The following is a 24,190-nucleotide window of genomic DNA, read 5'->3' on the forward strand; positions in this document are numbered from 1 at the left end:
TGTAGGAGCTGCCGAAGGCTGCGATCTTTTGATTTTGCAGCAACCTCGTTTCGTCGCTTGCACCACTACCGTGCAGACGGGCGCGCCACTGATCGGTATAGTGCCGCCCCTCTTCGCGTGAGCGGTCGTCGGTAACGAGGCCATAACCCATGCGAAACCCGAACTAATAACAAAACCCGCGATATGGATCCGGGACGAAACCTTCGCCTCACCCGTCGTGCCGCGCGCAGGCCGGTGTAACACGATGTTTCTCCGCTCCAGCATTTGCACCCACAAAAAACAGCGAGGAAAAATCCATGCTCGAAGTCATCAACGACTTCCTCTCAGGGAAAGTACTGATCGTGCTCATTGTCGGGCTCGGTAGTTACTTCACGATTCGCTCGCGTTTCGTTCAACTGCGTCACTTCTTCCACATGTTCGCGGTGTTCCGCGACAGCCTCAAGGGCAGCGCCGGGCAACTCAGCTCGTTCCAGGCCTTGATGCTCAGCCTCGCCGGCCGCGTCGGTGCGGGCAACATCGCCGGTGTCGGCATCGCCGTGACCCTCGGTGGTCCGGGTGCGGTGTTCTGGATGTGGGTAACCGCACTGGTCGGCATGTCCAGCAGCTTCTTCGAGTGCACCCTGGCCCAGGTCTACAAACGCGCCGATGGCGACGGCCTGTACCGTGGTGGCCCCGCCTACTACATCCAGCACGGGCTCAAGCTCAAAGGCATGGCGATCGTTTTCTCCGTTCTGCTGCTGGTCACCTACGGCTTCGCCTTCATTGGCTTGCAGTCCTACACCGTGACCCACTCGCTGCAGAACGCCTTCGACTTCGATCCGCGCCACACCGGGATCGTCCTGGCGGTGCTGTTGGCCATCACCTTCATCGGCGGGATCAAGCGCATCGCCTCGGTCTCCGACCTGCTGGTACCGATCAAGACGCTGGCCTATATCGGCGTGACCCTGTACGTGATCGGCACCCAGATCGAACATGTGCCGGCCATGCTGGAAACCATCTTCAAGAGCGCCTTCGGCCTCGACCCGGCCTTTGCCGGCCTGCTCGGCAGCGCCATCGTCATGGGCGTGAAGCGTGGCGTGTTCGCCAACGAAGCGGGCCTGGGCAGTGCGCCGAACGTCGCCGCTGTGGCCGCCGTGAAGCACCCGGGCGCGCAGGGCGTGGTTCAGGCTTTCAGCGTGTTCCTCGACACCTTTGTGATCTGCACCTGCACCGCACTGCTGATCCTGCTGTCGGGTTTCTACACGCCGGGCTTCGAAGGTGACGGCATCGTCCTGACCCAGAACTCGCTGGCCGCCGTGGTCGGTGACTGGGGCCGCATGTTCGTCAGCGTCGCGCTGTCGCTGTTCGTCTTCACCTGCATCCTCTACAACTACTACCTGGGCGAAAACAGCCTGCAGTTCCTCAGCCGCAACCGTGCGCTGCTGATGCTGTTCCGCGGCCTGGTGCTGGCGCTGGTGGTCTGGGGTTCGATGCAGGACCTGTCGACCGTGTTCGCCTTCGCCGACATCACCATGACCTGCCTGGCGTTCGTCAACCTCGTGGCCCTGGCCATGCTGTTCAAGGTCGGCCTGCGGGTGATGCGCGACTACGACGAGCAGCGCCGCGCCGGCGTCAAACAGCCAGTGTTTGATTCGAGCAAGTTTGCCGATCTGGATCTGGATCGCAACGCCTGGCCGGTCAACCCGCCAGCCACTGCGGGCCAGACTGAAACTGCGCCGCAAGGCGTGCCTGCAGCGCAACGCTGACAGGTGAATGACGGGCGCATCCCCTGCGCCCGTCAGTTATTGTGATGCAATAACCTGTAGGAGCGAGCCTGCTCGCGAATGCTATCCGTCAGTTGATACATCGTTGACTGACACACCGCATTCGCGAGCAAGCTCGCTCCCACAGGGCCCTCATCGTTTCGGAGAATCCTATGAGCTCGTCGACCTATCCCGCCGCCCAACACGTCATGGTGCTCTACACCGGTGGCACCATCGGCATGCAGGCCAGCGCCCACGGCCTGGCCCCGGCGTCCGGTTTCGAAGCGCGGATGCGTGACTACCTGCACAGCCAGCCTGAACTGGTGGTGCCGCAGTGGCAATTCCGGGAAATGGCGCCGCTGATCGACAGCGCCAACATGACCCCGGCGTACTGGCAGCAACTGCGCGAAGCGGTGGTCGATGCCGTCGATGTGCAAGGCTGCGACAGCGTGCTGATCCTGCACGGTACCGACACCCTGGCGTACAGTGCGGCGGCGATGAGCTTCCAGTTGCTCGGCCTGCACGCCCGCGTGTGCTTCACCGGCTCGATGCTGCCGGCGGGTGTTACCGACAGCGATGCCTGGGAAAACCTCGGCGGCGCACTGGTCGCCCTCGGCCAAGGCCTGGCCCCGGGCGTGCACCTGTACTTCCATGGTGAACTGCTGGCACCGACCCGCTGCGCGAAAGTGCGCAGCTTCGGTCGTCATCCGTTCAAACGCCTGGAGCGTCAGGGCGGCGGCGTGAAAGCGCCATCGATTCCGGCGGCGCTGAACTACAACCAGCCCAAGCACTTGGCGAAAGTCGCGGTGCTGCCGCTGTTCCCAGGCATCAGCGCAGAGATCCTCGACGGCCTGCTCAACAGCGGCGTTCAAGGTCTGGTGCTGGAATGCTACGGCAGCGGCACAGGGCCGAGTGACAACCCCGAGTTCCTCGCCAGCCTTGGCTACGCGCGGGACACCGGCGTAGTGGTAGTGGCGGCGACGCAATGCCATGAAGGTGGGGTTGAGCTGGATGTGTACGAGGCTGGCAGCCGCTTGCGTGGGGTGGGCGTGTTGTCCGGTGGCGGCATGACCCGCGAAGCTGCGTTCGGCAAGTTGCATGGCTTGCTGGGTGCCGGGCTGGAAACGGCTGAAGTGCGACGGCTGATCGAACTGGATTTGTGTGGTGAGCTGATCTGAGCATGGCTCTGGATTGACCCTCACCCTAACCCTCTCCCAGAGGGAGAGGGAACTGACCGTAGTGTCTTGCGCTATACACCGACCTGAAAAACAGTGTCGATTATGGATTCGGCGGTGGTGTCTCACGTCGGTGTATCTCTGCAATATTCCCCGTTCGGCCCCCTCTCCCTCTGGGAGAGGGCTGGGGTGAGGGCCTGCGGCATGCAACTTGCTGCGTTCCAGCCACCTCCAGGCTGGAAGATCCCATGCTCCACTCCCACCTCACCACCCTCAACGCGGTCTCGCTGATCCTCAACACCTTCAAGGCCGAAGGCCTGTCGAGTGAGGCGTTGCTGGCCGGCAGCGGCATCGTGGCGGCGGATCTGCAGCGGGCCGACACGCGCATCACCACCCATCAGGAGATGCAGGTCTGTACCAACGCAGTCGCGCTCAAGCGTGACATCGGCCTCGAGCTCGGCCGGCGCATGCACGTGTCCTGTTACGGCATGCTCGGTTACGCCCTGCTGACCTGTGCCACCTTCGGTGACGCTTTGCGTCTGGCGATCCGTTATCCGGCGCTGTTGGGCACGTTGTTCGAACTGAGTCTGGAGGACGATGGCGAACAAGTCTGGTTCGTCGCTGCTGATTACCGTGAAAGCCCGGCGATGGCGGTGTTCAATGCCGAATTTTGTCTGGTGTCACTGAAAGTCATCTGCGACGACTTGCTCGGCCACCCGCTGCTGCTACGTGCCACGCGCTTCGAACATGCCGCACCGGACTATCGCGACAGCTACGCCGAACCCTTCAACTCGCCGCTGCACTTCTCGGCCAGGCACAACGCGTTCGCCTTCGACCGCCACTGGCTCGATCAGCCGTTACCACTGGCCGACGCCATCACTCATCAGGCCATGGCCGAACGTTGCCGCAAACAGAATCTGGAGTTCACCGGACGTCAGGCCTGGCTGGGGCGGATTCGCCAATTGCTCAGCGCCCAATTGAATGCCGCGCCGGGACTGGAAGGTCTGGCGCAGCAGATGAAGTGCTCACCGCGCACCCTGCGCCGGCACTTGAAAGACATGGGCAGCAGCTATCAGGAACTGCTCGATGAACTGCGCTTCGAACGGGCCAAGCAGATGTTGTGTGAGGATCAGTTACCGATCTACCGGATCGCCGAGACGCTGGGCTTCAGTGAGACCGCCAGTTTCCGCCATGCATTTGTGCGCTGGAGCGGCGTGGCGCCGAGTCAGTTTCGGCCGCATTGATCCTCCCTGTAGGAGTGAGCCTGCTCGCGATGGCTATTTATCATCCAACACATTCTTTGCCTGACGGACCGCTATCGCGAGCAGGCTCACTCCTACAAGGGTTCGTATTCACCCTTGAGCCAACGTTATCAAGGGGCGAATTGCGGTCAGAGGTTTTGGCCATATCGATCCCCTTTTGGCCGCTCTCGACGTTCTCCGATTCGCCGCGCGCCGCAACACTGAAGGCCACCGAATCAGCCTTGCGGAGAACAACAAATGCTGACGATCTACTCTGACGATCATCACTTGCACCATGGCCGCTGTGAACTCATCGATGGCCAGCTCAAGCCGTGCTTCGAGATGCCGTCGCGTGCCGATCACGTACTGCAACGGGTGCAGAAGCAAAACCTCGGTGCGGTCAAAGCGCCAAACGATTTCGGCCTGGAGCCGATCGCGCGCATCCACAGCCGTGACTATCTCGAGTTCTTCAAGGGCGCATGGGATCGCTGGACCGAGTTCAACACCGACGGCGACTTGCTGCCCTACACCTGGCCGGCGCGCACCCTGCGTGCGATCAAACCGACCAGCCTGCATGGCCAGCTCGGTTATTACAGTTTCGATGGTGGCGCGCCAATCACCGCCGGCACTTGGCAAGCGGCCTACAGCGCGGCGCAAGTAGCCCTGACCGCGCAAGCCGAAATCCAGGGTGGCGCCCGCGCCGCCTTCGCTCTGTGCCGTCCGCCGGGACATCACGCCGCCAGCGATTTGATGGGCGGTTATTGCTACCTCAATAACGCCGCCATTGCCGCGCAAGCGTTCATCGATCAGGGCCACCAGAAAGTCGCGATCCTCGACGTCGATTACCACCACGGCAACGGCACCCAGTCGATTTTCTATGAGCGCAGCGACGTCCTGTTCACTTCGATCCACGGTCACCCGGAAGCGGAGTTTCCGTTCTTCCTCGGCTACGACGACGAGCGCGGCGAAGGCGCCGGTGAAGGTTTCAATTTCAACTATCCGTTGCCGGCCGGTTCCGGCTGGGATGTGTGGAACGCGGCGCTGGAGCGGGCCTGCGACGAAATCGAAAATTATGGCGCGGACATCATCGTCGTCTCCCTCGGAGTCGACACGTTCAAGGACGATCCGATCTCGCAGTTCAAACTCGACAGCCCGGATTACCTGGCCATGGGCAAACGCATTGCCGCCCTTGGCAAGCCGACCCTGTTCGTCATGGAAGGTGGCTACGCCGTTGAAGAAATCGGCATCAACGCCGTGAACGTGCTGGAAGGTTTTGAACAATGAAAAAGCCACTGATCGCCTCGGCGCTGTGCGCGGCCCTGCTCAGCGCCGGCGCCCACGCCGAAGAGCGCACCTTGCGCGTCTACAACTGGTTCGACTACATCACGCCCAAGGCGCTGGAAGATTTCAAGGCGCAGAACGCTCAGACCAGACTGATCTACGACATTTTCGACACCAACGAAGCCCTTGAGGCCAAGTTGCTCACCGGCAATTCCGGCTACGACGTGGTGGTGCCGTCCAACGTGTTCCTCGCCAAGCAGATCGAGGCCGGGGTGTTCCAGCCGCTGGATCGCAGCAAGTTGCCGAACTGGAATCATCTCGATCCGAAGCTGATGAAGCTGATCGAAGCCAACGACCCGGGGAACAAGTTTGCCGTGCCGTACATGTACGGCACGATCCTGATCGGCTTCAACCCGGCCAGGATCAAAGCAGCCCTGGGCGACAACGCACCGGTGGACAGTTGGGACCTGATCTTCAAGGAAGAAAACATCAGCAAGCTCAAGCAATGCGGCGTCGCCCTGCTCGATTCGCCGTCGGAGATTCTTCCGCTGGCTCTGCAACACCTCGGCCTCGATCCCAACAGCAGGAAGCCGGCGGATTACGCCAAGGCCGAAGCATTGCTGATGAAGATCCGCCCTTACGTGACCTACTTCCATTCCTCCAAGTACATGGCCGACATTGCCAACGGCGACATCTGCGTGGCCGTCGGCTATTCCGGCAGCTTCTCGCAAGCGGCCAACCGCGCCAAAGAGGCGAAAAACGGCGTGGTGGTCGACATGCGCCTGCCGAAGGAAGGCGCGCCGATCTGGTTCGACATGCTCGCCATCCCCAAAGGTGCGAAGAATACCGAGGACGCCTACACCTTCATCAACTATCTGCTGCAACCTGCAGTGATCGCCCCGGTCAGCGATTTTGTCGGATATCCCAATCCGAACAAGGACGCCACCGGTCTGGTAGATCCGGCCATTCGCAACAACCCGAACCTGTACCCGACCGATGCGGCGATGAGCACGCTCTACACCTTGCAGCCGCTGCCTCGGGATGCCGAACGCGCGCGGACGCGGGCGTGGACCAAGATCAAATCGGGCACATGAACGCGCAGCCTCGCAGCTTGATCCACCTCCAGTCTGCGAGGCGTTGTCGGGTCATCCCTCCCAGGCATGGCGCAGGCGCGCCAGTGCCTCAGTGATCGCAGACTCCGGCACCGCGGCGAAACCCAGGACCAGACCGGCACGTTGCTGCATGGCCGTGGTCGAGTCCGGCAGCCAGTAACTGCTCAGGCCGTTGATCTCGACATCGACAGCGGCGGCCTGAGCGATCAACTGTTGCTCGCGCTCGACGCTGTCCACCGCGACGGTCAGGTGCAGCCCGGCAGATACGGCGGGCAACGGACCAACACCGGCGATCGCCGACGGCCAGCCTTGCAGCAAGCAGTTGCGTCGGCTCAGTGCAGCCCGGCGCATCCGCCGGATATGCCGCTGAAAGTGTCCGGCAGCCATGAACTCGGCCATCACCGCTTGCGTGCTGACTTCCGAATGCCGCACGTCGACGGCGCGGCGTTGCGCGAACGCCTCGACCAGTGCTGGCGGCAGCACCAGAAAACCGAGGCGCAACGCCGGGAAGGCGACTTTGCCAAATGTGCCGACGTAGAGCACGCGACCCTGACGATCAAGTGCCGCCAACGGCGCCAGCGGTGCGCCGGTGTAGCGGTACTCGCCGTCATAGTCATCTTCGACGATCCAGCCGCCGACCCGTTCGGCCCAGGCGAGCAATTCCAGGCGCCGGGCCAGACTCATCACCACACCGGTCGGGTACTGATGAGACGGCGTGACGTAGGCCACACGGCAGTCGCTGAGCTGAGCCATGGCGCTGCAATCGATGCCCTCGCCGTCTACCGCCACGCCGTGCAACTTCGCCCCCGCTACGGCGAAGGCATGCCCGGCGGCGCGATAGCCCGGATTCTCGATCGCCACCCCGTCGCCCGGCTCGACCAGCAGCTGTGCACAAAGGCTTATGCCCTGCTGCGCGCCACTGCTGATCACAATTTGCTCAGCCGTGCACTGCATGCCGCGTGAACTGCGTAAATAGGCTGCGATCATGCCGCGCAGTCGCGCATCGCCTGCCGGGTCGCCGTAACACAGTTGCTGCAGATCCGGTTTGCGCCAGAAAGCCGCGTTCAGCTTGGCCCAGACCTCGAAAGGGAACAGATCGAACGCTGGAACGCCCACCCGAAAAGCCCGCGGCGGACCGCTCGGTGGTCGGGGCAAATGATGCTTTTCGATACGGGAAAATCCGCCACTGTGGATAACTTTGCTGGATGGATTCACAGGTAAATCCAGCCAATTTGTGGATAAGGCTGTGGGTAAGCCTGTTGACAAGCCTGTGGATGAATTTGTGGATAGTTTTTTCTTTGTGGTGGAAGCCTGAGCCAATTGCGCGACGTAGGTCCCGTCGCCCACGCGCCCTTCGATAAACCCCTCGGCATACAACTGATCGTAGGCGCGCACGACACTGTTGCGGGAAATTCCCAGCGCCAAAGCCAGGTCACGGCTGGCCGGTAATCGCGTGCCACTGGCCAGACGTCCGTCGAGCACCCGCAAGCGCAACGCCTGATAGAGCTGACGGCTGAGGCCCTGACGGCGATCAAGCTCGATTCCGGCCGGATTGAACGGCATCGACAGCGGTGGCAGATCAGACATGGCATTGGACCTACAAAATGGCTCGGCAATGGCTCTTACAACAGACCAATAGCCTGCCTAGGATGCAGGCATTCGCCAAGGAAAATCTGTCCATGTACACACCACGCGCCTTTGCCATCGAAGACTTGTCCCAACTGCACGAACTGATCCTCGCCACGCGCCTGGCCATTCTGGTCAGCCACGGTGAGAGCGGACTGCAAGCCAGTCATGTGCCGGTGCTGCTGCATCGCGAACAGGGCGAATACGGCACGCTCTACGGGCATCTGGCCAAGGCCAATCCGCAGTGGAAAGACCTGCGTGACGGCGCCGAGGCGATGCTGATCTTTGCCGGCCCCGATGCCTACGTCAGCCCGGGCTTCTACCCGAGCAAGGCTGAGCACGGCAAGGTCGTGCCGACCTGGAACTACGTCGCCGTACACGCCTACGGCCACGCCGAAACCTTCAGCGATGGCGGGCGGCTGCTCGACATCGTCAGCACCCTCACCGACCGCCATGAAGCGGGCCGCGCCCAGCCGTGGTCGGTCGACGATGCGCCGGCCGATTACATCGACGGCATGCTCAAAGCCATTGTCGGTTTTGCCATTCCCATCGATCGCCTCGAAGGCAAACGCAAGCTCAGCCAGAACCGCAGCGCCGCAGACATTGCCGGAGTGCGCGAAGGCCTCGCCGCCAGCCCCGACGCCAACGACCAGACCCTCGCCAGCCTGATGCGCTAAGGATCCACGCATGACTCAGATCGACATTCGCCCGGTCAACGCCAACGACCACGCCGCCTGGCTGCCGCTGTGGCAGGCTTACCTGCGCTTTTACAACACCGAACTGCCGGACGCTGTCACCCAGAGTACCTGGCAGCGTTTTCTCGATCCGAACGAGCCGACCCACGCCGCCCTCGCCTGGGCCGATGGCAAAGCGCTGGGCATGGTGCATTACATCTATCATCGCTCGAACTGGAGCATTGAAAATTCCTGCTATTTGCAAGATCTGCTGGTCGTGCCGGAGTCCCGAGGCACCGGTGTCGGTCGGCTGTTGATCGAACATGTCTACGCTACCGCCAAGGCCGACGGTTGCTGCAAAGTCCACTGGCTGACCCACGAAACCAATGCGACGGCGATCCAGCTCTACGAGCGCATTGCCGAGCGCCCGGGCTTCATCCAGTTTCGTAAAGCCCTTTAAGGAGACGCGCACATGACCGCTTCACTCGCTGACTGGAAAGGCGTCCCCGCCCCCTCCGCCACCTTGCTCGAAGGCCGCTTCATTCGTCTGGAGAAACTCGACCCGGCACGGCATGCCGAGCAACTCTACGCTGCTCTGGAAGGGCCGGGCGCCGATCCGAAACTCTGGGATTATCTGCCTTACGGGCCGTTTCGCGAGCGCAGCGCGTTCAACGACTGGTTGAACAACCATGCGGCCAACAGCGACCCGTATTTCTTCAGCGTCATCGACCGCGCGACTGATCAGGTGCAAGGCATCCTCAGCCTGATGTCGATCGTCCCGGCGCAGGGCCGCATCGAAATCGGCCACGTCACTTTCGGCGCGCCGATGCAACGCTCGCCGAAAAGCACCGAGGCGGTGTACCTGCTGGCCAAGTATTCGTTCGAGCTGGGTTACCGGCGCCTGGAATGGAAGTGCAACAACGGCAACGCCCGCTCCAAATACGCAGCCGCGCGTCTGGGCTTCAGCTTTGAAGGGGTGTTCCGCCAGCACATGGTGGTCAAGGGGCAGAACCGCGATACCGCGTGGTATTCGATTCTCGATTCGGAATGGCCGGTGATCGGTGCCGGGTTCGAGCGCTGGTTGAGCGATGAAAACCAGACGCCGGACGGCCAGGTGAAAGGCTTGGCCGAGTGCCGTGGCTGAATTTCACAAATACCCTTGTGGGAGCGAGCCTGCTCGCGAAGGCGATGTGTCAGTCACTGCAAATGTTGGCTGACTGACCGCTTTCGCGAGCAGGCTCGCTCCCACAATTGGGGGGCAGGCTTATCGACGCAGTTCTTGCGCCAGCACCGCAATGTGCTCTGGCCCGATTCCGCAGCAGCCGCCCAGATGACTGGCGCCGCGCTGTTGCCAGGCCTGCGCCCAGTGCAGATACCCCGGCGGATCAAGATCGTCACGCAACGGGTCGAGCCCGTCATTGGCCGTGGCTTCCTTCGGTTGCGGAGGAAACGCATTGGCATACGCGCCGATGTTGATATCCACGCCGAGACGCTCGAAGGTCGCGCGCGCTGCGTCGATGGCCGAGCCAATCACTTCAGGCTGGCTGCAGTTGAACAACAACGTCTCGACACCCAGCTCAGCCGCCACCGCAGCCGCTTCAGCCACCGGCTCACCGGAGCGCAGGCGCGGCACTTCATCGGTGTCTTCGTCCTTGAGGGTGAATGACAGCCAGAACGGTTTGCCATCCTTCGGCAGGCCGGCGTGAATGGCGCGCGCCTCGACAATCGAACTCTGGGTCTCGGCCAGCCACAGATCAACGTGCGGGGCCAACCCGTTGACCAGCGGCGTGAGCAATTCGCTCACGCGATCGGCTTCGAACAGGTCCGGACGGTACGAGCCGAACAGCGGCGGCAATGAACCGGCAACCCGCACTGGTTTGCCCGATGCCTGCACCGCCCGCCGTGCCAATTCGCCCGCCAACGCCGCAAGGGCCTGGCCTTCAGCCGCAAACCGCGCTTCGCCAATGTGGAACGGCACCACCGCGTAACTGTTGCTGGTAATCACGTTGGCACCGCTGTTGATGTAAGCGGCATGCACCGCCTCGACCGCTTGCGGCGCTTCGCTCAGCGCCAGCGCCGACCACTCGGGTTGGCGGAATGGCGCACCGGCGCGTTGCAACTCACGGCCCATGCCGCCATCGAGAATGACCGTATTCGCTGCGCCCATATGCTTTTCACTCATATGCTTATGAAAATAACTCACTATCAGAGTCGTTCTTATAACTATTTAATACGCACCACTCGGTTAATAACAACCTCTTTTTTCAACAGGACGCGACTGTGAAATTCCAACCGCTATTGGCCCTGGGCCTGACCATTCTGGCCGCATCTACCCAAGCCTTCGGCGGCGCGACGCTGGACCGCGTCGAGCAGAATAAACAACTGGTCGGCGTGCTGATGGAGAGCTATCCGCCCTTCTCGTTTCTCAATGAGCAGAATCAACTCGACGGTTTCGATGTCGACGTTGCCAAAGCGGTGGCGGATAAGCTCGGCGTCAAGCTGCGTCTGGAAACGCCGTCCTGGGACGTGATCGCCGCCGGCCGCTGGAGCGGGCGCTACGACATCTGCATCTGCTCGATGACCCCGAGCAAGGCCCGCGCGGAAGTGTTCGACTTTCCGGTCGAGTACTACGCGTCGCCAGCGGTGATTGTGGTCAATGCCAAGGACGATCGCATCCACAGCGCCAAGGACCTGAGCGGCAAGAAAGTCGGCCTGACCAGCGCCTCCAGCTATGAAAGCTATCTGAACAAGAATCTGGTCATCGAAGGCGCCGAGGATACGCAACTGCAATATCCGTTCGAGGATGTGCAGATCGCCCCTTACGACACCGACAACGTCGCCTTCCAGGATCTGGGCCTGGGCGCCGGCGTGCGTCTGGATGCGATCCTCACCAATCTGGTCACCGCGCAGCCGCGCCTGAACCAGGACCAGCGCTTCAAACTGGCCGGCGAACCGCTGTACTCGGAGCCCAACTCGGTGGCGATCGAAAAAGGTGACCCGCAGTGGGACGCCAAGGTGCGCGAAGTGTTCGCCCAACTGAAACAGGACGGCACCCTGAGCAAGCTGTCGCAGAAATGGATCGGCGCCGACATCAGCCAATGACTTCCTTTCCAACCCCGCCACAGCCACCGCAACCGGTGGCTGAAACCCGCCTGCAAAAGCTTTTCGGGTTCCGTACGCGCCTGTACCTGACGTGGGCGGCGCTGTTCTGTCTGTTTGCCGGATTTTTCCTCAGCTTCGACCTGAAATTCGCGATCATCCTCGACAAGCTGCCCAACCTCGTTGGCCTGAAGCTGGCGCCCAACGGCTTCCTGCAAGGCGCAGCGCTGACGCTGTTCCTCTGCGCCTGCTCGATCATCGCTTCGTCGCTGCTCGGTTTCATTACTGCGCTGGCGCGCCTGTCCAACAGCGCCGTGGCGTTTGGCATCGCCAGTTTCTACACATCGTTCTTCCGTGGCACGCCGTTGCTGATCCAGATCCTGCTGATCTACCTCGGCCTGCCGCAACTGGGCATCGTCCCCGGCGCCATCGTCGCCGGCATCATTGCCCTGTCGCTGAACTACGGCGCCTACCTGAGCGAAATCTTCCGCGCCGGCATTCTCGGTGTCGATCACGGCCAACGCGAAGCCTCGCTGGCGCTGGGCCTGCGCGAAAGCGTGATCTTCTGGCGCATCACCCTGCCCCAGGCCATGCGCACGATCATTCCGCCGACCACCAACCAGTTCATCTCGATGCTCAAGGACTCGTCGCTGATCTCGGTGATGGGCGTCTGGGAAGTCATGTTTCTCGCCCAGTCCTACGGCCGCTCAAGCTATCGCTACATCGAAATGCTCACCACGGCGGCGATCATCTACTGGCTGATGTCGATCGGGCTGGAGCTGATTCAGGCACGGATGGAGCGGCATTACGGCAAGGCGTATGTGCGGCGTGGTTGAGGCAGTGTGGCCGCTTTGATCCTGAATCGGCTGTAGGAAAAAGAATACTCACCATTACGCAAAAGCTGTGTCTGCGAAATCCAGTGAAGTTTTTCTACAAAACGATCCGACGTCGCCTGCGTGACTGTGGGAAGCGGCCGACATCGGTTTTTTTCGGGCAGCAATAGAGTTGGGCCTTCTCGATAAGGAGGTCGAACTTGATGCCCACTCAACACCTATTCGCACCAAAACACCTGGCTCTGGCTATTTCACTGGCGCTGGGTTGCGTAGCGCAGGCTAATGCCGAGCAATCCACCGAAGCAATCGAGCAGCCTCAAAGCATGGAAACGACGGAGCAGCCCGAAACCCGCCCCAAGCAACAGGCGCTGGAACGGCTTCAGGGTTTTCTCAACGCCGCAACCACGGTTCCGATTACCTTCATTACACCGGAAACTGTATTCAAGGGTACTGACGTCAACGACTTGATTACCCTTAAAGACGGCGCGAGCTTCACTGGCCGACTGGATGGGGGAAAGGGCGACAATGTGCTGTTCCTCGATGCTTCGAACGGCGGCACGTTGAACGATACGCGCAACTTCAATGGGCTATTCGTCGCCCAAGGCGACTGGACGCTGAGCTCCAAAGGCGATTTTCATGAAGGCGTTATGGTCAACACCGGTGGAGCGTTGACCAACCTCGGCAGCATCAAGGCCGACGTGTATGTCCAGAATGGCGGCAGTTTCGCCGGTAAAGGCACGGTTGGAAATCTTGATGTGGGCGGGCTGCTCACCGTCAATGCAGCACTTGGCGCGCCGCGAGTGAAAGGTAATTTGCACTTGGCGCCTAGTGCCGAACTGGCTTACGAGGTGACTCCCGATGGTAGCCAGACGATCAAGGTTGATGGCACGGCTCAGCTTGACGGCGCTACCCTGAAAGTCGTCGCAGCTGCGGGAGAGTTTCCGCAGAGCAGCCAATACAAAATCATCGAAGCCCGTGAGGTGAAAGGTGAGTTTGGGCGGATCGAGAACGATCTGGCGTATATGACTGCAACACCTCAGTACAACAAGAAGTCGGTGGTGCTGACTTACGCTCGCAATGATGTAGCGCTTGAAAGCCTTGCACCTACGGACAACGCAGCTGCACTTGCAGGCAGTATTACCGGGCAGGAAGCATTAATTGCTCCTACTGCACCGACCTCAACACCCACCTCGCCGACGCCCACTCCAACTCCAACGGCAGCGGTCATCGCAGTTCCAATGCCAGTCCTGACCTCGGTTGCAGCCCTGATTGAAGACTCCGCGCCAGCGGGTTCATCGATACCAAACGAAATCGTGACTGCGCAAACCAGCGAAGCCGCCGCCCAGCCCGTGCCTGAACTCACAAAGCCTGCTAACGCGGCAGTGGCCGCACTACTCACCAGCGATAAAACCACCGCGCCCATTGCACTCGAGCAACTCGCCGCCGGCAGCAACGCCAACCTCGCCAAAGCCACATTGAGCAGTGTCACACCGGTCAGTGCGAGCATGCTCTCGGCGATGCGCCAACTGGACTACCGTTCCGGCTCTACTGACGGCTCGCGCAGTTCACCGCGTCAGGCCGCAGGCAACGAAGACTCCGGGCGGGTGTGGATTCAGGCGTTGGGCCACGGCGGCAAGGTTGACCGCGACGCCGACGGCATCCTCCAACATGCCAAGCAAGGGCTGGTCGTGGGCGCTGACTGGCGACTCGACGAGCAATGGCACCTCGGCCTGCTCGGCGGCAAATCGCAGACCAAACTCGATGCCCGCCAGTACGACGGCGAGCTCGACAGCTGGCATCTCGGTGCCTACGCCGTGCGCCAGGACGGTCCACTGTCGTTGCGTCTCGGCGCCACCTACGCCAGCCATGACGGCAGCAGCACACGACGGGTCGCGTTCAAGGGTTTCAGCGATCGTCTGAAGGGCAACTACGACGCCAATACGCAACAGGTTTTCGCCGAAGCCGGGTTCAATTTTGGCCGGGACAGCGTGACCTTCGAACCCTACGCCCGCCTCGGCTATCAGCGATATCAGCGCGACAGTTACAACGAAAAAGGTGGCGACGCGGCGCTGAAGGTCTATGGGCAGACCCGCGACAACTTCAGCAGCACCTTCGGTCTGCGGCTTGCGCAGGTCAACACGCTGGATAACGGCATGCGATTCACACCACGACTCGGCGCAGGCTGGAAACATACCTTCGGCGACATCGACAGCGACACCCGTCAGCAACTGCGCAAGGGCGGCAAGCGTTTCGAAGTGAGCGGCGCGGCGCTGGACCGGAACAGTCTGTCGGTAGATGCGGGACTCGATCTTGGCCTGTCGGCGGCGCACACACTGGGCGTGGGCTTAACGGGTGAATTGGGCAATGACAGCCGGACATATGGCGTGGCAGGTCAGTGGCGCATGGCGTTCTGACGGGCTGAACACCACTCCTGTGGGAGCGAGCCTGCTCGCGAAAGCGGTGGAACACTCGAAGATGATGTTGGCTGACTTGACGTATTCGCGAGCAGGCTCGCTCCCACATTGGCGCTTCAAGCGAGCTTAGAAATATCGAAAATCACAGGCAAAAAAAAGGGGAGCACATGCCCCCCTGAGGTTTAAAGCGTTGGATCGCGACTGTTATCTCAGCCTTCGATCTCGACGAGGATTTCGCCCGGGTTGACCCGGTCGCCCTTGGCCACGTGAATCGCGGTGACCTTGCCGGCAATGGCAGCCTGCACTTCGGTTTCCATCTTCATCGCTTCGGTGATCAGTACGGCCTGGCCAGCCTTGACGGTGTCGCCCTCCTTGACCAGCACATCGACGATGTTGCCCGGCATGGTGGTGCTGACGTGTCCCGGCGCCGAGGCCTGTTTGCGTTTGCTGCTGCCGCCGCTGACAAATTCATTGAGCGGCTCGAACACCACTTCTTCGGGCATGCCGTCGATCGACAGATAGAAGTGGCGCTTGCCTTCGGCCTTGACGCCGACACCGGTGATGTCGACGCGGTAGGTCTCGCCGTGGACGTCGATGACGAACTCGGTCGGCACGCCTTCACCGCCCACCGAGGCAACGGCGCCCGCTTCCGGGATCGGCAACAGCACTTCCGGCGTGAGGGTGCCGGCGGCGCGCTCTTCGAGGAACTTGCGGCCGATGTCCGGGAACATGGCGAAGGTCAGAACGTCTTCTTCCGACTTGGCCAGTGCACCGATATCGGCACGCAGCTTGGTCATTTCCGGCTTGAGCAAATCGGCCGGGCGCACGTCGATGACGTCTTCGCTGCCGATCGCCTGACGCCGGAGTTTTTCATTGACCACGCCCGGCGCCTTGCCGTAGCCGCCCTGCAGATAAAGCTTCACTTCGTTGGTGATGGTCTTGTAGCGCTCGCCAGCCAGTACGTTGAAGAACGCCTGGGTGCCGACGATCTGCGACGTCGGGGTCACCAGCGGCGGGAAGCCGAGGTCTTCACGTACGCGCGGAATTTCTGCGAGCACTTCGCCCATGCGATTCAGGGCGCCCTGCTCCTTCAACTGGTTGGCGAGGTTGGAGATCATCCCGCCCGGTACCTGGTTGACCTGCACACGAGTGTCGACGGCGGTGAATTCGCTTTCGAACTGGTGGTACTTCTTGCGCACGGCATAGAAATACAGGCCGATTTCCTGGAGCAGTTCGAGGTTCAGGCCGGTGTCATATTCGGTGCCTTTGAGCGCGGCGACCATCGACTCGGTGCCCGGATGGCTGGTGCCCGAGGCGAAGCTGGAAATTGCGGTGTCGATGTGATCGGCACCGTTTTCGATCGCCTTGAGTTGGCACATCGCAGCCAGGCCAGCGGTGTCGTGGGAGTGGATGAACACCGGCAGCGACTGTTCGGCCTTCAAGGCGCGCACCAGTTCACCGGTGGCGTACGGGGTCAGCAGACCGGCCATGTCCTTGATCGCTACCGAATCACAGCCCATGGACTCCATTTGCTTGGCCTGGGTAACGAAAGCGTCGATGGTGTGCACCGGGCTGGTGGTGTAGGCGATTGTGCCTTGCGCATGCTTGCCGGCAGCTTTCACTGCTTCGATCGCAACGCGCAGGTTACGCACATCATTCATCGCGTCGAAAATGCGGAACACGTCAATGCCGTTCACCGCGGCCTTGGCGACGAAGGCTTTGACCACGTCGTCGCTGTAGTGACGATAGCCGAGCAGGTTCTGCCCGCGCAGGAGCATTTGCAGGCGGGTGTTGGGCAGCGCGGCACGCAATTGGCGCAGGCGTTCCCAGGGGTCTTCCTTGAGGAAACGTACGCAGGCGTCGAACGTCGCGCCGCCCCAGCATTCCAGCGACCAGTAGCCGACCTTGTCGAGCTTGTCGCAGATCGGCAGCATGTCTTCGGTGCGCATGCGGGTGGCGAGCAGCGATTGGTGAGCGTCGCGCAGGATGGTGTCGGTAACGAAGATCTTCTTTGTCATTGGTATGTCCTCATAGCGGCAAGCTTCAAGCTACGAGCTGCAAGAAAAAGCCAATCTGCTTTTACTTGCCGCTTGCAGCTGAAAGCTCGCAGCTGCTTCATTCATAGGCCTGCGTGGGCGGCGATGGCAGCGGCGATGGCCAGGGCCAGCTCTTCGGGTTTGCGCTTGATCGAGTAGTTGGTCAGTTCCGGGTGGCTTTCAACGAAGCTGGTATTGAACTGGCCGCTACGGAATTCCGGGTTGCGCAGGATTTCCTGGTAATAGGCAGCAGTGGTTTTCACCCCCTGCAGGCGCATGTCGTCCAGCGCACGCAGGCCACGATCCATCGCCTCTTCCCAGGTCAGTGCCCAGACCACCAGCTTCAGGCACATCGAGTCGTAGAACGGCGGAATGGTGTAGCCGGTGTAGATCGCCGTGTCGGTGCGCACGCCCGGGCCGCCGGGGGCGTAGTAACGGGTAATCTTGCCGAAGCTCGGCAGGAAGTTGTTCTTCGGGTCTTCGGCGTTGATACGGAACTGCAACGCGAAGCCACGGTGCTGAATGTCTTCCTGCTTCACTGACAGTGGCAGGCCGGAAGCGATGCGAATCTGTTCGCGAACGATGTCGATGCCGGTGATTTCTTCGGTGATGGTGTGCTCGACCTGGACCCGCGTGTTCATCTCCATGAAGTACACCTCGCCCTCGGCGAGCAGGAACTCCACGGTGCCGGCGTTCTCGTAACCCACAGCCTTGGCCGCACGCACCGACAGATCGCCGATATAGGCGCGCTGCTCCGGGGTCAGTTGCGGACTCGGCGCGATCTCGATCAGCTTCTGGTTGCGCCGCTGGATCGAGCAGTCACGTTCGAACAGGTGCACGACGTTGCCGAAGCTGTCGCCGAGGATCTGCGCTTCGATGTGCTTGGGATTGACGATGCATTTTTCCAGGAACACTTCCGCCGAACCGAACGCCTTGGTGGCCTCGGATATGACACGGGGGAAGTTCTGTTCGAGTTCTTCGCGGCTGTTGCAGCGACGGATACCGCGACCGCCACCACCGGAGGTGGCCTTGAGCATTACCGGATAACCGATACGGTCGCCTTCGACCAAAGCCTCTTCGATGCCGGAGACATTGCCTTCGGTACCGGGCGTCACCGGTACGCCGGCCTTGATCATGCTGCGCCGCGCTTCGGTCTTGTCGCCCATGCGCCGGATGACTTCCGCCGACGGGCCGATGAATTTGATACCGCGCTCGGCGCAGATTTCCGCCAGCTCGGCGTTTTCCGAAAGAAAACCGTAGCCGGGGTGCAGTGCATCGCAGCCGGTTTCCACCGCCAGGTTCACCAGCTTGCGCGGGTTCAGGTAGCCGGCCAGCGGCTCGGCTCCGACGCTGTGGGCCTCGTCCGCACGCTTCACATGCAAGGCATGGCGGTCGGCGTCGGAGAAAATCGCAACCGAGCGAATGCCCATTTCGGCGCAGGCTCGTACGATGCGTACGGCAATCTCACCACGGTTGGCGATCAGGATCTTTTTTATCACTTGGAGGTTCCCTTGAGCCGGTGGCACCACGACCTGCTAGACCCAGGTCGACGCGTGACCAAATGTTTCAATTCAGTCGCAGGTCCACACTAGCGCTGCCAAGGGATTAACAAAAATGAATAAAAATTGGGTCAGGCATAAGCAAAGACTTATAGTTGATACATCCAACCGCTGACCGGGCCCGACCACTATGCGTAAGTCATTGATGCGTATGACATTGCGTCAATTGCAGATCTTTAACGAGGTGTGTGATCTACGTTCTTACAGCCGCGCCGCCGAGGAAATGTCACTCACCCAACCGGCCGTCAGCCTACAGATTCGTCAGCTTGAAGAGCTGATTGGCCAGCCGCTATTCGACTATGTCGGCAAAAAACTCTACATGACCGAGGCGGCGGAAGCCCTTCAACGTGCCAGCCGCGACATCTTCGGGCGCCTGGAAAACCTCGATATGCAACTGTCGGACATGCAAGGTTCGCTGCAAGGTCAGTTGAAACTGGCGGTGGAATCCAGCGCCAAATATTTCGTGCCGCACCTGTTCGCGGCGTTCAAGCGCCAACACCCGGAAGTCAATTTGCAGTTGACCGTGGTCAACCGTGGCCAGGTTATCCGCCGCCTCTCGGACAACCGCGACGACCTGGTGATCATGTCGATGGTGCCACAGGACATGGGCCTGGAATTTCTACCGTTTCTCAACAATCCGATCGTCGCCGTGGCACGCCCGGATCATCCGCTGGCGCACATGGGCCCGCTGCGCTTGCAGGATCTGGAACCGTACACGCTGCTGATCCGCGAGCCGGGCTCGGGTACGCGTCTGGCCTGCGAGGAATACTTCAAGGAAAAGCGCGTGCACTTCACCCAGACCCAGGAAGTGGCGTCCGCCGAAGCTCAGCGCGAATGCGTGCTGGCGGGTCTGGGCCTGGCGCTGTTGACGCGCCACGCCCTGAACCTGGAGCTGGCGACCGGCGGCCTGGTCGAGCTGCCGGTCGAAGAGTTGCCGCTGATGCGCAGTTGGTGCCTGGTGCAGGCCAAAGCCAAACGGCTGTCACCGGTGGCGCACGCCTTCCTGGCGTTTATCCGCAGCGAGCGGGCACAGATTATTGCGTTGGTTGAGCGTTTCGACGGGAAGCTGCGGGCGATGCCTGCCAGTGAGTGATCTCGGGAAAATCACCGATCTCGGCCTGAAGCTGGCGGAGTTCGAAGCGATCTTCGATTGCGCGGCGAAATTCCATGCGGCGCTGATCTTCCTGCTGACGACGGGTTTTCGCGGCGCTGTTGCGTTCTTCGTAGGGCTGAGCCATTTCGAGTCTCCCAGGGCGAGTACGGGAGTTTTACGATAGGCGTGAGGGATGACGGTTTGGCTGCGCGAGGATGACAGTGTGATGAAATATGCGAAGGTTGTGGTGTTTTTGAGGACGCTTTCGCGAGCAGGCTCGCTCCCACATTTGAACCCGGTATGACACAGAATTTGTGTTCCCAGGAGACCCCCTGTGGGAGCGAGCCTGCTCGCGAAGAGGTCGGCAGACCTTGGACTTAGTCGTCCAGCGCTTTCACGGCCTTGGGCGACAAACGCAAACTGCGCAGACTGCGCTTCACGCTCTTGAGGTGATTGACCAGGCTCGGCCCGCGCGCCATGGCCACGCCCATCGCCAGCACATCGATCACCACCAGGTGAGCGATGCGAGAGGTCAGCGGTGTATAGATTTCGGTGTCTTCGTGCACATCGATCGCCAGGTTCACGGTCGACAACTCCGCCAGTGGCGTCTGGCTCGGGCACAGAGTGATCAGCGACGCCCCGCTCTCGCGAACGAGGTTGGCGGTGATCAGCAGATCCTTGGAACGTCCCGACTGGGAAATGCAGATCGCCACATCGGTGGGCTTCAACGTCACCGCCGACATCGCCTGCATGTGCGGATCGGAATACGCCGCCGCAGTCAGCAGCAAACGGAAGAACTTGTGCTGCGCATCCGCGGCCACCGCGCCCGAGGCGCCGAAGCCGTAGAACTCGACACGCTGCGCCTGCGACATCAGCGTGACTGCGCGCTGCAACTCCACCGGGTCGAGTTTCTCGCGCACTTCCATCAAGGTGTGCAACGTGGTGTCGAAAATTTTCAGGCTGTAGTCGGCGACGGAGTCGTCTTCGTGAATCGCGAATTGACCGAAGCTCGCGCCGGCGGCGAGGCTCTGCGCCAGTTTCAGTTTGAGATCCTGAAAGCCGGAACAACCGATGGCGCGGCAGAAGCGCACGATGGTTGGCTCGCTGATACCCACGCTGTGAGCCAGGTCGGCCATGGAACTGTGCATCACCGCCGCAGGGTCAAGCAGCACGTGGTCGGCGACCTTGAGCTCCGACTTGCGTAACAGGTGACGTGACTGGGCGATGTGTTGCAGCAGATTCAAGGGGCTGGACTCTTCTTGTGGGCAAGGATGTAGCAAGCTTGTAGTTATACTACATGAATGGGCATTTTGCCTGCTCAAAGCGTAACTCGATGTCCCGGCATCAGGCACGCTGAGCAGCATGTAGCCCTTAGCTCGGGTTTTCCTGATCGCGCAAAAGCCCGGCCAGACCGGCAGCATCCACCGGCCGGCTGATCAGATAACCCTGCACTTCGTCGCAGCGCTCGATACGCAGAAATTCCAGCTGATCCTGCCGCTCGACGCCTTCGGCCACGACTTTCAGAGCCAGCCCGTGAGCCATGGCGATGATCGCCCGCGTGATCGCCGCGTCCGCACTGCCCTCGCTCAAGCCGCGAATAAATGCCTGATCGATTTTCACGTAGTCCACCGGGATGCGCTTGAGGTAGCTCAAAGAGGAATAACCGGTGCCGAAATCATCAATCGCCAGTTTCACCCCCAGATCGCGCAACTGCTGGAACGTCGCAATGATGTGTTCAACGCTGTCGAGCAAATGGCTTTCGGTCAGCTCCAGCTCAAGGCAGTGCGGCGCCAGCCCGGTTTCTTCCAGCACCTGCCGCACCAGACTGACCAGTTTGCCCTGGCGCAACTGATGCACCGACAGATTCACCGAGACGCGGATCGGCGCCAGGCCCTGGCGCTGCCATTCGCACGCTTGCCAGCACGCCTGACGCAAGACGAATTCACCGATCGGCCCAATCAGACCGGTCTCTTCGGCCAGACCGATGAAATCCGCCGGCGGCACCTGGCCCATGCTCGGATGATCCCAGCGCACCAGCGCTTCTGCAGCATTCAGGCGGCCGGTTTGCAGGCACAGTTTCGGTTGATAGAACACCGTCAGTTGCTGTTCTTCAATGGCCCGGCGCAAGTGGTTTTCCAGCTGCAAACGTTCGAGAGTGCTGGCTTGCAGGCTGTCGGTGTAGAACTGGAAGTTGTTGCCGCCCAGATGTTTGGCATGTTGCATGGCCATGTTCGACTGGCTGACCAGCGTCGAGATCTCCCGCGCGTTGTCGGGCAACAGACTGATGCCCATCGAGGCACTCACCACCAGTTCATGTCCGTCGACGCTCAGCGGCAGACGCAGCTTGGCCGACAGCCGGGTGGCGACCCGTGCCAGGCTCGACAGATTGCCGTAGGCATCGAACAGCACGGCAAACTCGTCACCGGACAAGCGCGCAATGGTGTCGGCTTCCGGCAAGGCATTGACCAGCCGCCGCGCCATCTTTTGCAGCAGCTGATCGGCGACTTCATGGCCGAGGCTGTCATTGAGCAACTTGAAGCGGTCCAGATTGATGTGCAGCAAGGCCAGACTGCGGCGCCCGCCCTGGCGAACCCGCTGATGGGCTTCGTGCAGGCGTTCGCGAAACAGCGAACGGTTGGCCAGCCCGGTGAGTTCGTCGTAATGGCTCAGATAGCGCATGCGCTCTTCCGACGCCCGCCGCGCCGAGAGATCGGCGAAGAAGCCGACGATATGGCTGATATTGCCGCGACTGTCACGCACGGCGTTGAGTTGCAGCCACTGCGGATACAACTCGCCGTTCTTGCGGGTTTCCACCAGTTCGCCCTGCCAGCTGCCGTGCTGCTCCAACGCCTGACGGATCGCTACGTAGTGACGGCGCGCATCGCGGCTGCACGGCAACTCGACGACATTGCGCCCGAGCATGTCGTCGATCTCGTAACCGGTAACCCGGCTGAAAGCCTGATTGATCGCAATCAACGCGTAGTCAGGATCGAGAATCACGATGCCTTCGCTGGCCGCCTCGAACACCGTCGCCGCCAGCCGTTGCTGCTCTTCGAGGCTTTTGCCGGCGCTGATATCGCGGCGGGTACCGACCATGCGGATCACCCGGCCGCTGGTGCTGCGCTCCACGGCGCGGCCACGGTCCTCGATCCACACCCAGTGGCCGTCGCCGTGGCGCAAGCGATATTCGACCTGGTAATCCTCGGTGCGCCCCTTCAAATGTTCGACCAGCGCGAACTGCAGTGACGGCACGTCTTCAGGGTGCAGTCGCGGTTTCAGATCGCGCAGCAGCGCAGTCACGTACTCCGGGGCGAGGCCGAACAGTTCCTGAACCTGCGTGTGGTGGACTTCGTCGGTCTGCAGATTCCAGTCCCATAAGCCGAGCTCACTGGCCTTGAGCGCCAGCGCCAACCGCGCTTCGCTTTTGCTCAAGGCCTGATTGGCCGCATCCAGTTCGCGGCTGCGCTGGGCCACGCGATCTTCGAGATCGACCTGCGCTTCACGCAACTGCGCCTCGGCACAGCGGCGCTGCTCGATTTCTTTGCCCAGTTGCTGATTGAGCTGTTCGCTGCACGTTTGCGCTTGCTGCAAATGCTCGATCAGGTGCTGATTCTGAAAGCGCCGGAGCAATCCGCGATCGATCAGCCGATTGACCTGCCACGCCACCACACTCAGCGAACCGAGCAGGATCAACCCCAGCCAGCCCCAGCCCCGCGCCTGGTCGTCACCGCCCCAGAACAGGTAGCCGATCGCCGGCAGCAGACAGGGCAAGGTAAACGACAGGAACGCCGGCAGGCTCACCGCGTAGGCGACACTGGCCGACAGCGTTGCCGCGCCGATCAGGCCGAACACCCAGGCTTGCTGAATGAAATTGTCGGCGGGTACCAGCGCAATGCCGGCACCGGCCAGGGTCAGACCGGTCATGGTCGAACCGAGCAGGAACATGCGCAACCAGACCGGCCGGGCCTGGCGATCGGGAATCGCCGAATCGAACGCGGCCACCTGAATCACCCGCAACGCTACCAGCGACAGCAGCCACACCAGCCAGACGCTGACCACGAAGTAGCGCTGCGGGCTCCAGAGCAGAGCGGCGCAGACCAGACCATTGATCAACATGAACAGCGTGGGCAACAACGAGCCCTGATACAGCAGACGCGTGCGCTCTACCGCCATTTCGACGGCATAGTGCTTGCGGATCACCCGGGGGTCCACGGAGGGCCCCGACAGTTCGGCGCTGAGGATCATGGGCAACGTTCTTGTTCTTATAAGGAGGGCGTGCGCCCGAAACGTGGACGGAGCATACAC

General features: G+C 61.2%; 19 protein-coding genes. 12 read left to right on the plus strand and 7 right to left on the minus strand.

Annotation, left to right across the window (positions count from 1 at the left end; all coding sequences use genetic code 11):
- Positions 1–296 precede the first annotated feature (296 nt).
- The 5 genes from GXB78_RS20455 to GXB78_RS20475 all read left to right on the plus strand — a co-directional run bounded on the left by GXB78_RS20455 (position 297) and on the right by GXB78_RS20475 (position 6,533).
- Positions 297–1,745, plus strand: coding sequence for an alanine/glycine:cation symporter family protein (locus tag GXB78_RS20455; protein ID WP_329516737.1), 1,449 nt, complete (start codon positions 297–299; stop codon positions 1,743–1,745).
- A gap of 170 nt (positions 1,746–1,915) precedes the next feature.
- Positions 1,916–2,920, plus strand: coding sequence for an asparaginase (locus GXB78_RS20460; RefSeq protein WP_329516738.1), 1,005 nt, complete (start codon positions 1,916–1,918; stop codon positions 2,918–2,920).
- Between the two features lie 245 nt (positions 2,921–3,165).
- Positions 3,166–4,161 carry an AraC family transcriptional regulator gene (locus GXB78_RS20465; protein ID WP_329516739.1) on the plus strand — a complete coding sequence of 332 codons (996 nt, stop codon included), beginning with the start codon at positions 3,166–3,168 and terminating at the stop codon, positions 4,159–4,161.
- Positions 4,162–4,416: 255 nt separating this feature from the next.
- The gene (locus GXB78_RS20470) at positions 4,417–5,442 is read left to right on the plus strand and encodes a histone deacetylase family protein (protein ID WP_329516740.1); all 1,026 of its coding nucleotides are present in this window, start codon (positions 4,417–4,419) and stop codon (positions 5,440–5,442) included.
- On the plus strand, positions 5,439–6,533 hold the full coding sequence (locus GXB78_RS20475; RefSeq protein WP_329516741.1) for a polyamine ABC transporter substrate-binding protein: 1,095 nt from the start codon (positions 5,439–5,441) through the stop codon (positions 6,531–6,533). Before GXB78_RS20470 ends, GXB78_RS20475 begins: the two co-directional genes overlap by 4 nt.
- A 51-nt stretch (positions 6,534–6,584) precedes the next feature.
- On the opposite strand, the gene pdxR is transcribed toward GXB78_RS20475, so the two are convergent.
- Positions 6,585–8,138 (minus strand): MocR-like pyridoxine biosynthesis transcription factor PdxR, encoded by a 1,554-nt coding sequence (gene pdxR / locus GXB78_RS20480; protein ID WP_329516742.1) that lies wholly within the window; start codon positions 8,136–8,138, stop codon positions 6,585–6,587.
- Positions 8,139–8,230: 92 nt separating this feature from the next.
- Between pdxR and GXB78_RS20485 the strand changes: the two genes are divergently transcribed.
- Genes GXB78_RS20485 through GXB78_RS20495 form a run of 3 tightly spaced genes read left to right on the plus strand, consistent with a single transcriptional unit; the run spans position 8,231 to position 9,995 of the window.
- Positions 8,231–8,854 (plus strand): FMN-binding negative transcriptional regulator, encoded by a 624-nt coding sequence (locus GXB78_RS20485; protein WP_329516743.1) that lies wholly within the window; start codon positions 8,231–8,233, stop codon positions 8,852–8,854.
- Positions 8,855–8,864: 10 nt separating this feature from the next.
- Positions 8,865–9,311 (plus strand): GNAT family N-acetyltransferase, encoded by a 447-nt coding sequence (locus GXB78_RS20490; protein WP_329516744.1) that lies wholly within the window; start codon positions 8,865–8,867, stop codon positions 9,309–9,311.
- A 12-nt stretch (positions 9,312–9,323) separates the two neighbouring features.
- Positions 9,324–9,995: a GNAT family N-acetyltransferase gene (locus GXB78_RS20495; protein WP_329516745.1), complete on the plus strand. Its 672-nt coding sequence runs from the start codon at positions 9,324–9,326 to the stop codon at positions 9,993–9,995.
- Between the two features lie 120 nt (positions 9,996–10,115).
- Here GXB78_RS20495 and GXB78_RS20500 read toward each other — a convergent pair whose 3' ends face one another.
- Positions 10,116–11,018, minus strand: coding sequence for a homocysteine S-methyltransferase family protein (locus tag GXB78_RS20500; protein WP_329516746.1), 903 nt, complete (start codon positions 11,016–11,018; stop codon positions 10,116–10,118).
- Positions 11,019–11,131: 113 nt separating this feature from the next.
- On the opposite strand from GXB78_RS20500, the gene GXB78_RS20505 reads away from it, so the two are divergent.
- From GXB78_RS20505 to GXB78_RS20515, 3 genes are all read left to right on the plus strand, one after another.
- A complete protein-coding gene (locus tag GXB78_RS20505; RefSeq protein WP_329516747.1) occupies positions 11,132–11,953 on the plus strand; it encodes an ABC transporter substrate-binding protein in 822 nt (273 codons plus the stop codon).
- The gene (locus GXB78_RS20510; RefSeq protein ID WP_016772457.1) at positions 11,950–12,786 is read left to right on the plus strand and encodes an amino acid ABC transporter permease; all 837 of its coding nucleotides are present in this window, start codon (positions 11,950–11,952) and stop codon (positions 12,784–12,786) included. Before GXB78_RS20505 ends, GXB78_RS20510 begins: the two co-directional genes overlap by 4 nt.
- A 200-nt stretch (positions 12,787–12,986) precedes the next feature.
- Positions 12,987–15,197: an autotransporter outer membrane beta-barrel domain-containing protein gene (locus GXB78_RS20515; RefSeq protein WP_329516748.1), complete on the plus strand. Its 2,211-nt coding sequence runs from the start codon at positions 12,987–12,989 to the stop codon at positions 15,195–15,197.
- A gap of 209 nt (positions 15,198–15,406) precedes the next feature.
- Here GXB78_RS20515 and oadA read toward each other — a convergent pair whose 3' ends face one another.
- Together oadA and GXB78_RS20525 are read right to left on the minus strand one after the other, a co-directional pair.
- The gene (gene oadA / locus GXB78_RS20520; protein ID WP_329516749.1) at positions 15,407–17,215 is read right to left on the minus strand and encodes a sodium-extruding oxaloacetate decarboxylase subunit alpha; all 1,809 of its coding nucleotides are present in this window, start codon (positions 17,213–17,215) and stop codon (positions 15,407–15,409) included.
- Between the two features lie 101 nt (positions 17,216–17,316).
- Positions 17,317–18,732, minus strand: coding sequence for an acetyl-CoA carboxylase biotin carboxylase subunit (locus GXB78_RS20525; protein ID WP_024014853.1), 1,416 nt, complete (start codon positions 18,730–18,732; stop codon positions 17,317–17,319).
- A 190-nt stretch (positions 18,733–18,922) separates the two neighbouring features.
- Between GXB78_RS20525 and GXB78_RS20530 the strand changes: the two genes are divergently transcribed.
- Complete coding sequence (locus GXB78_RS20530; protein ID WP_329516750.1) at positions 18,923–19,885, plus strand: LysR family transcriptional regulator; 963 nt, start codon at positions 18,923–18,925, stop codon at positions 19,883–19,885.
- Here the strand turns inward: GXB78_RS20530 and GXB78_RS20535 are convergent.
- The 3 genes from GXB78_RS20535 to GXB78_RS20545 form a co-directional block, all read right to left on the minus strand.
- Positions 19,827–20,030, minus strand: a complete 204-nt coding sequence (locus tag GXB78_RS20535; protein WP_324175580.1) for a PA3496 family putative envelope integrity protein — start codon at positions 20,028–20,030, stop codon at positions 19,827–19,829. The two genes, GXB78_RS20530 and GXB78_RS20535, sit on opposite strands and share 59 nt — an antisense overlap.
- A gap of 232 nt (positions 20,031–20,262) precedes the next feature.
- Complete coding sequence (hexR, locus tag GXB78_RS20540) at positions 20,263–21,129, minus strand: transcriptional regulator HexR (RefSeq protein ID WP_007962240.1); 867 nt, start codon at positions 21,127–21,129, stop codon at positions 20,263–20,265.
- 127 nt (positions 21,130–21,256) lie between these two features.
- On the minus strand, positions 21,257–24,130 hold the full coding sequence (locus GXB78_RS20545; RefSeq protein ID WP_329516751.1) for a putative bifunctional diguanylate cyclase/phosphodiesterase: 2,874 nt from the start codon (positions 24,128–24,130) through the stop codon (positions 21,257–21,259).
- Positions 24,131–24,190: the final 60 nt, after the last annotated feature.

It is taken from the genome of Pseudomonas moraviensis subsp. stanleyae (assembly GCF_036283065.1).
Taxonomy (GTDB): domain Bacteria; phylum Pseudomonadota; class Gammaproteobacteria; order Pseudomonadales; family Pseudomonadaceae; genus Aquipseudomonas; species Aquipseudomonas stanleyae.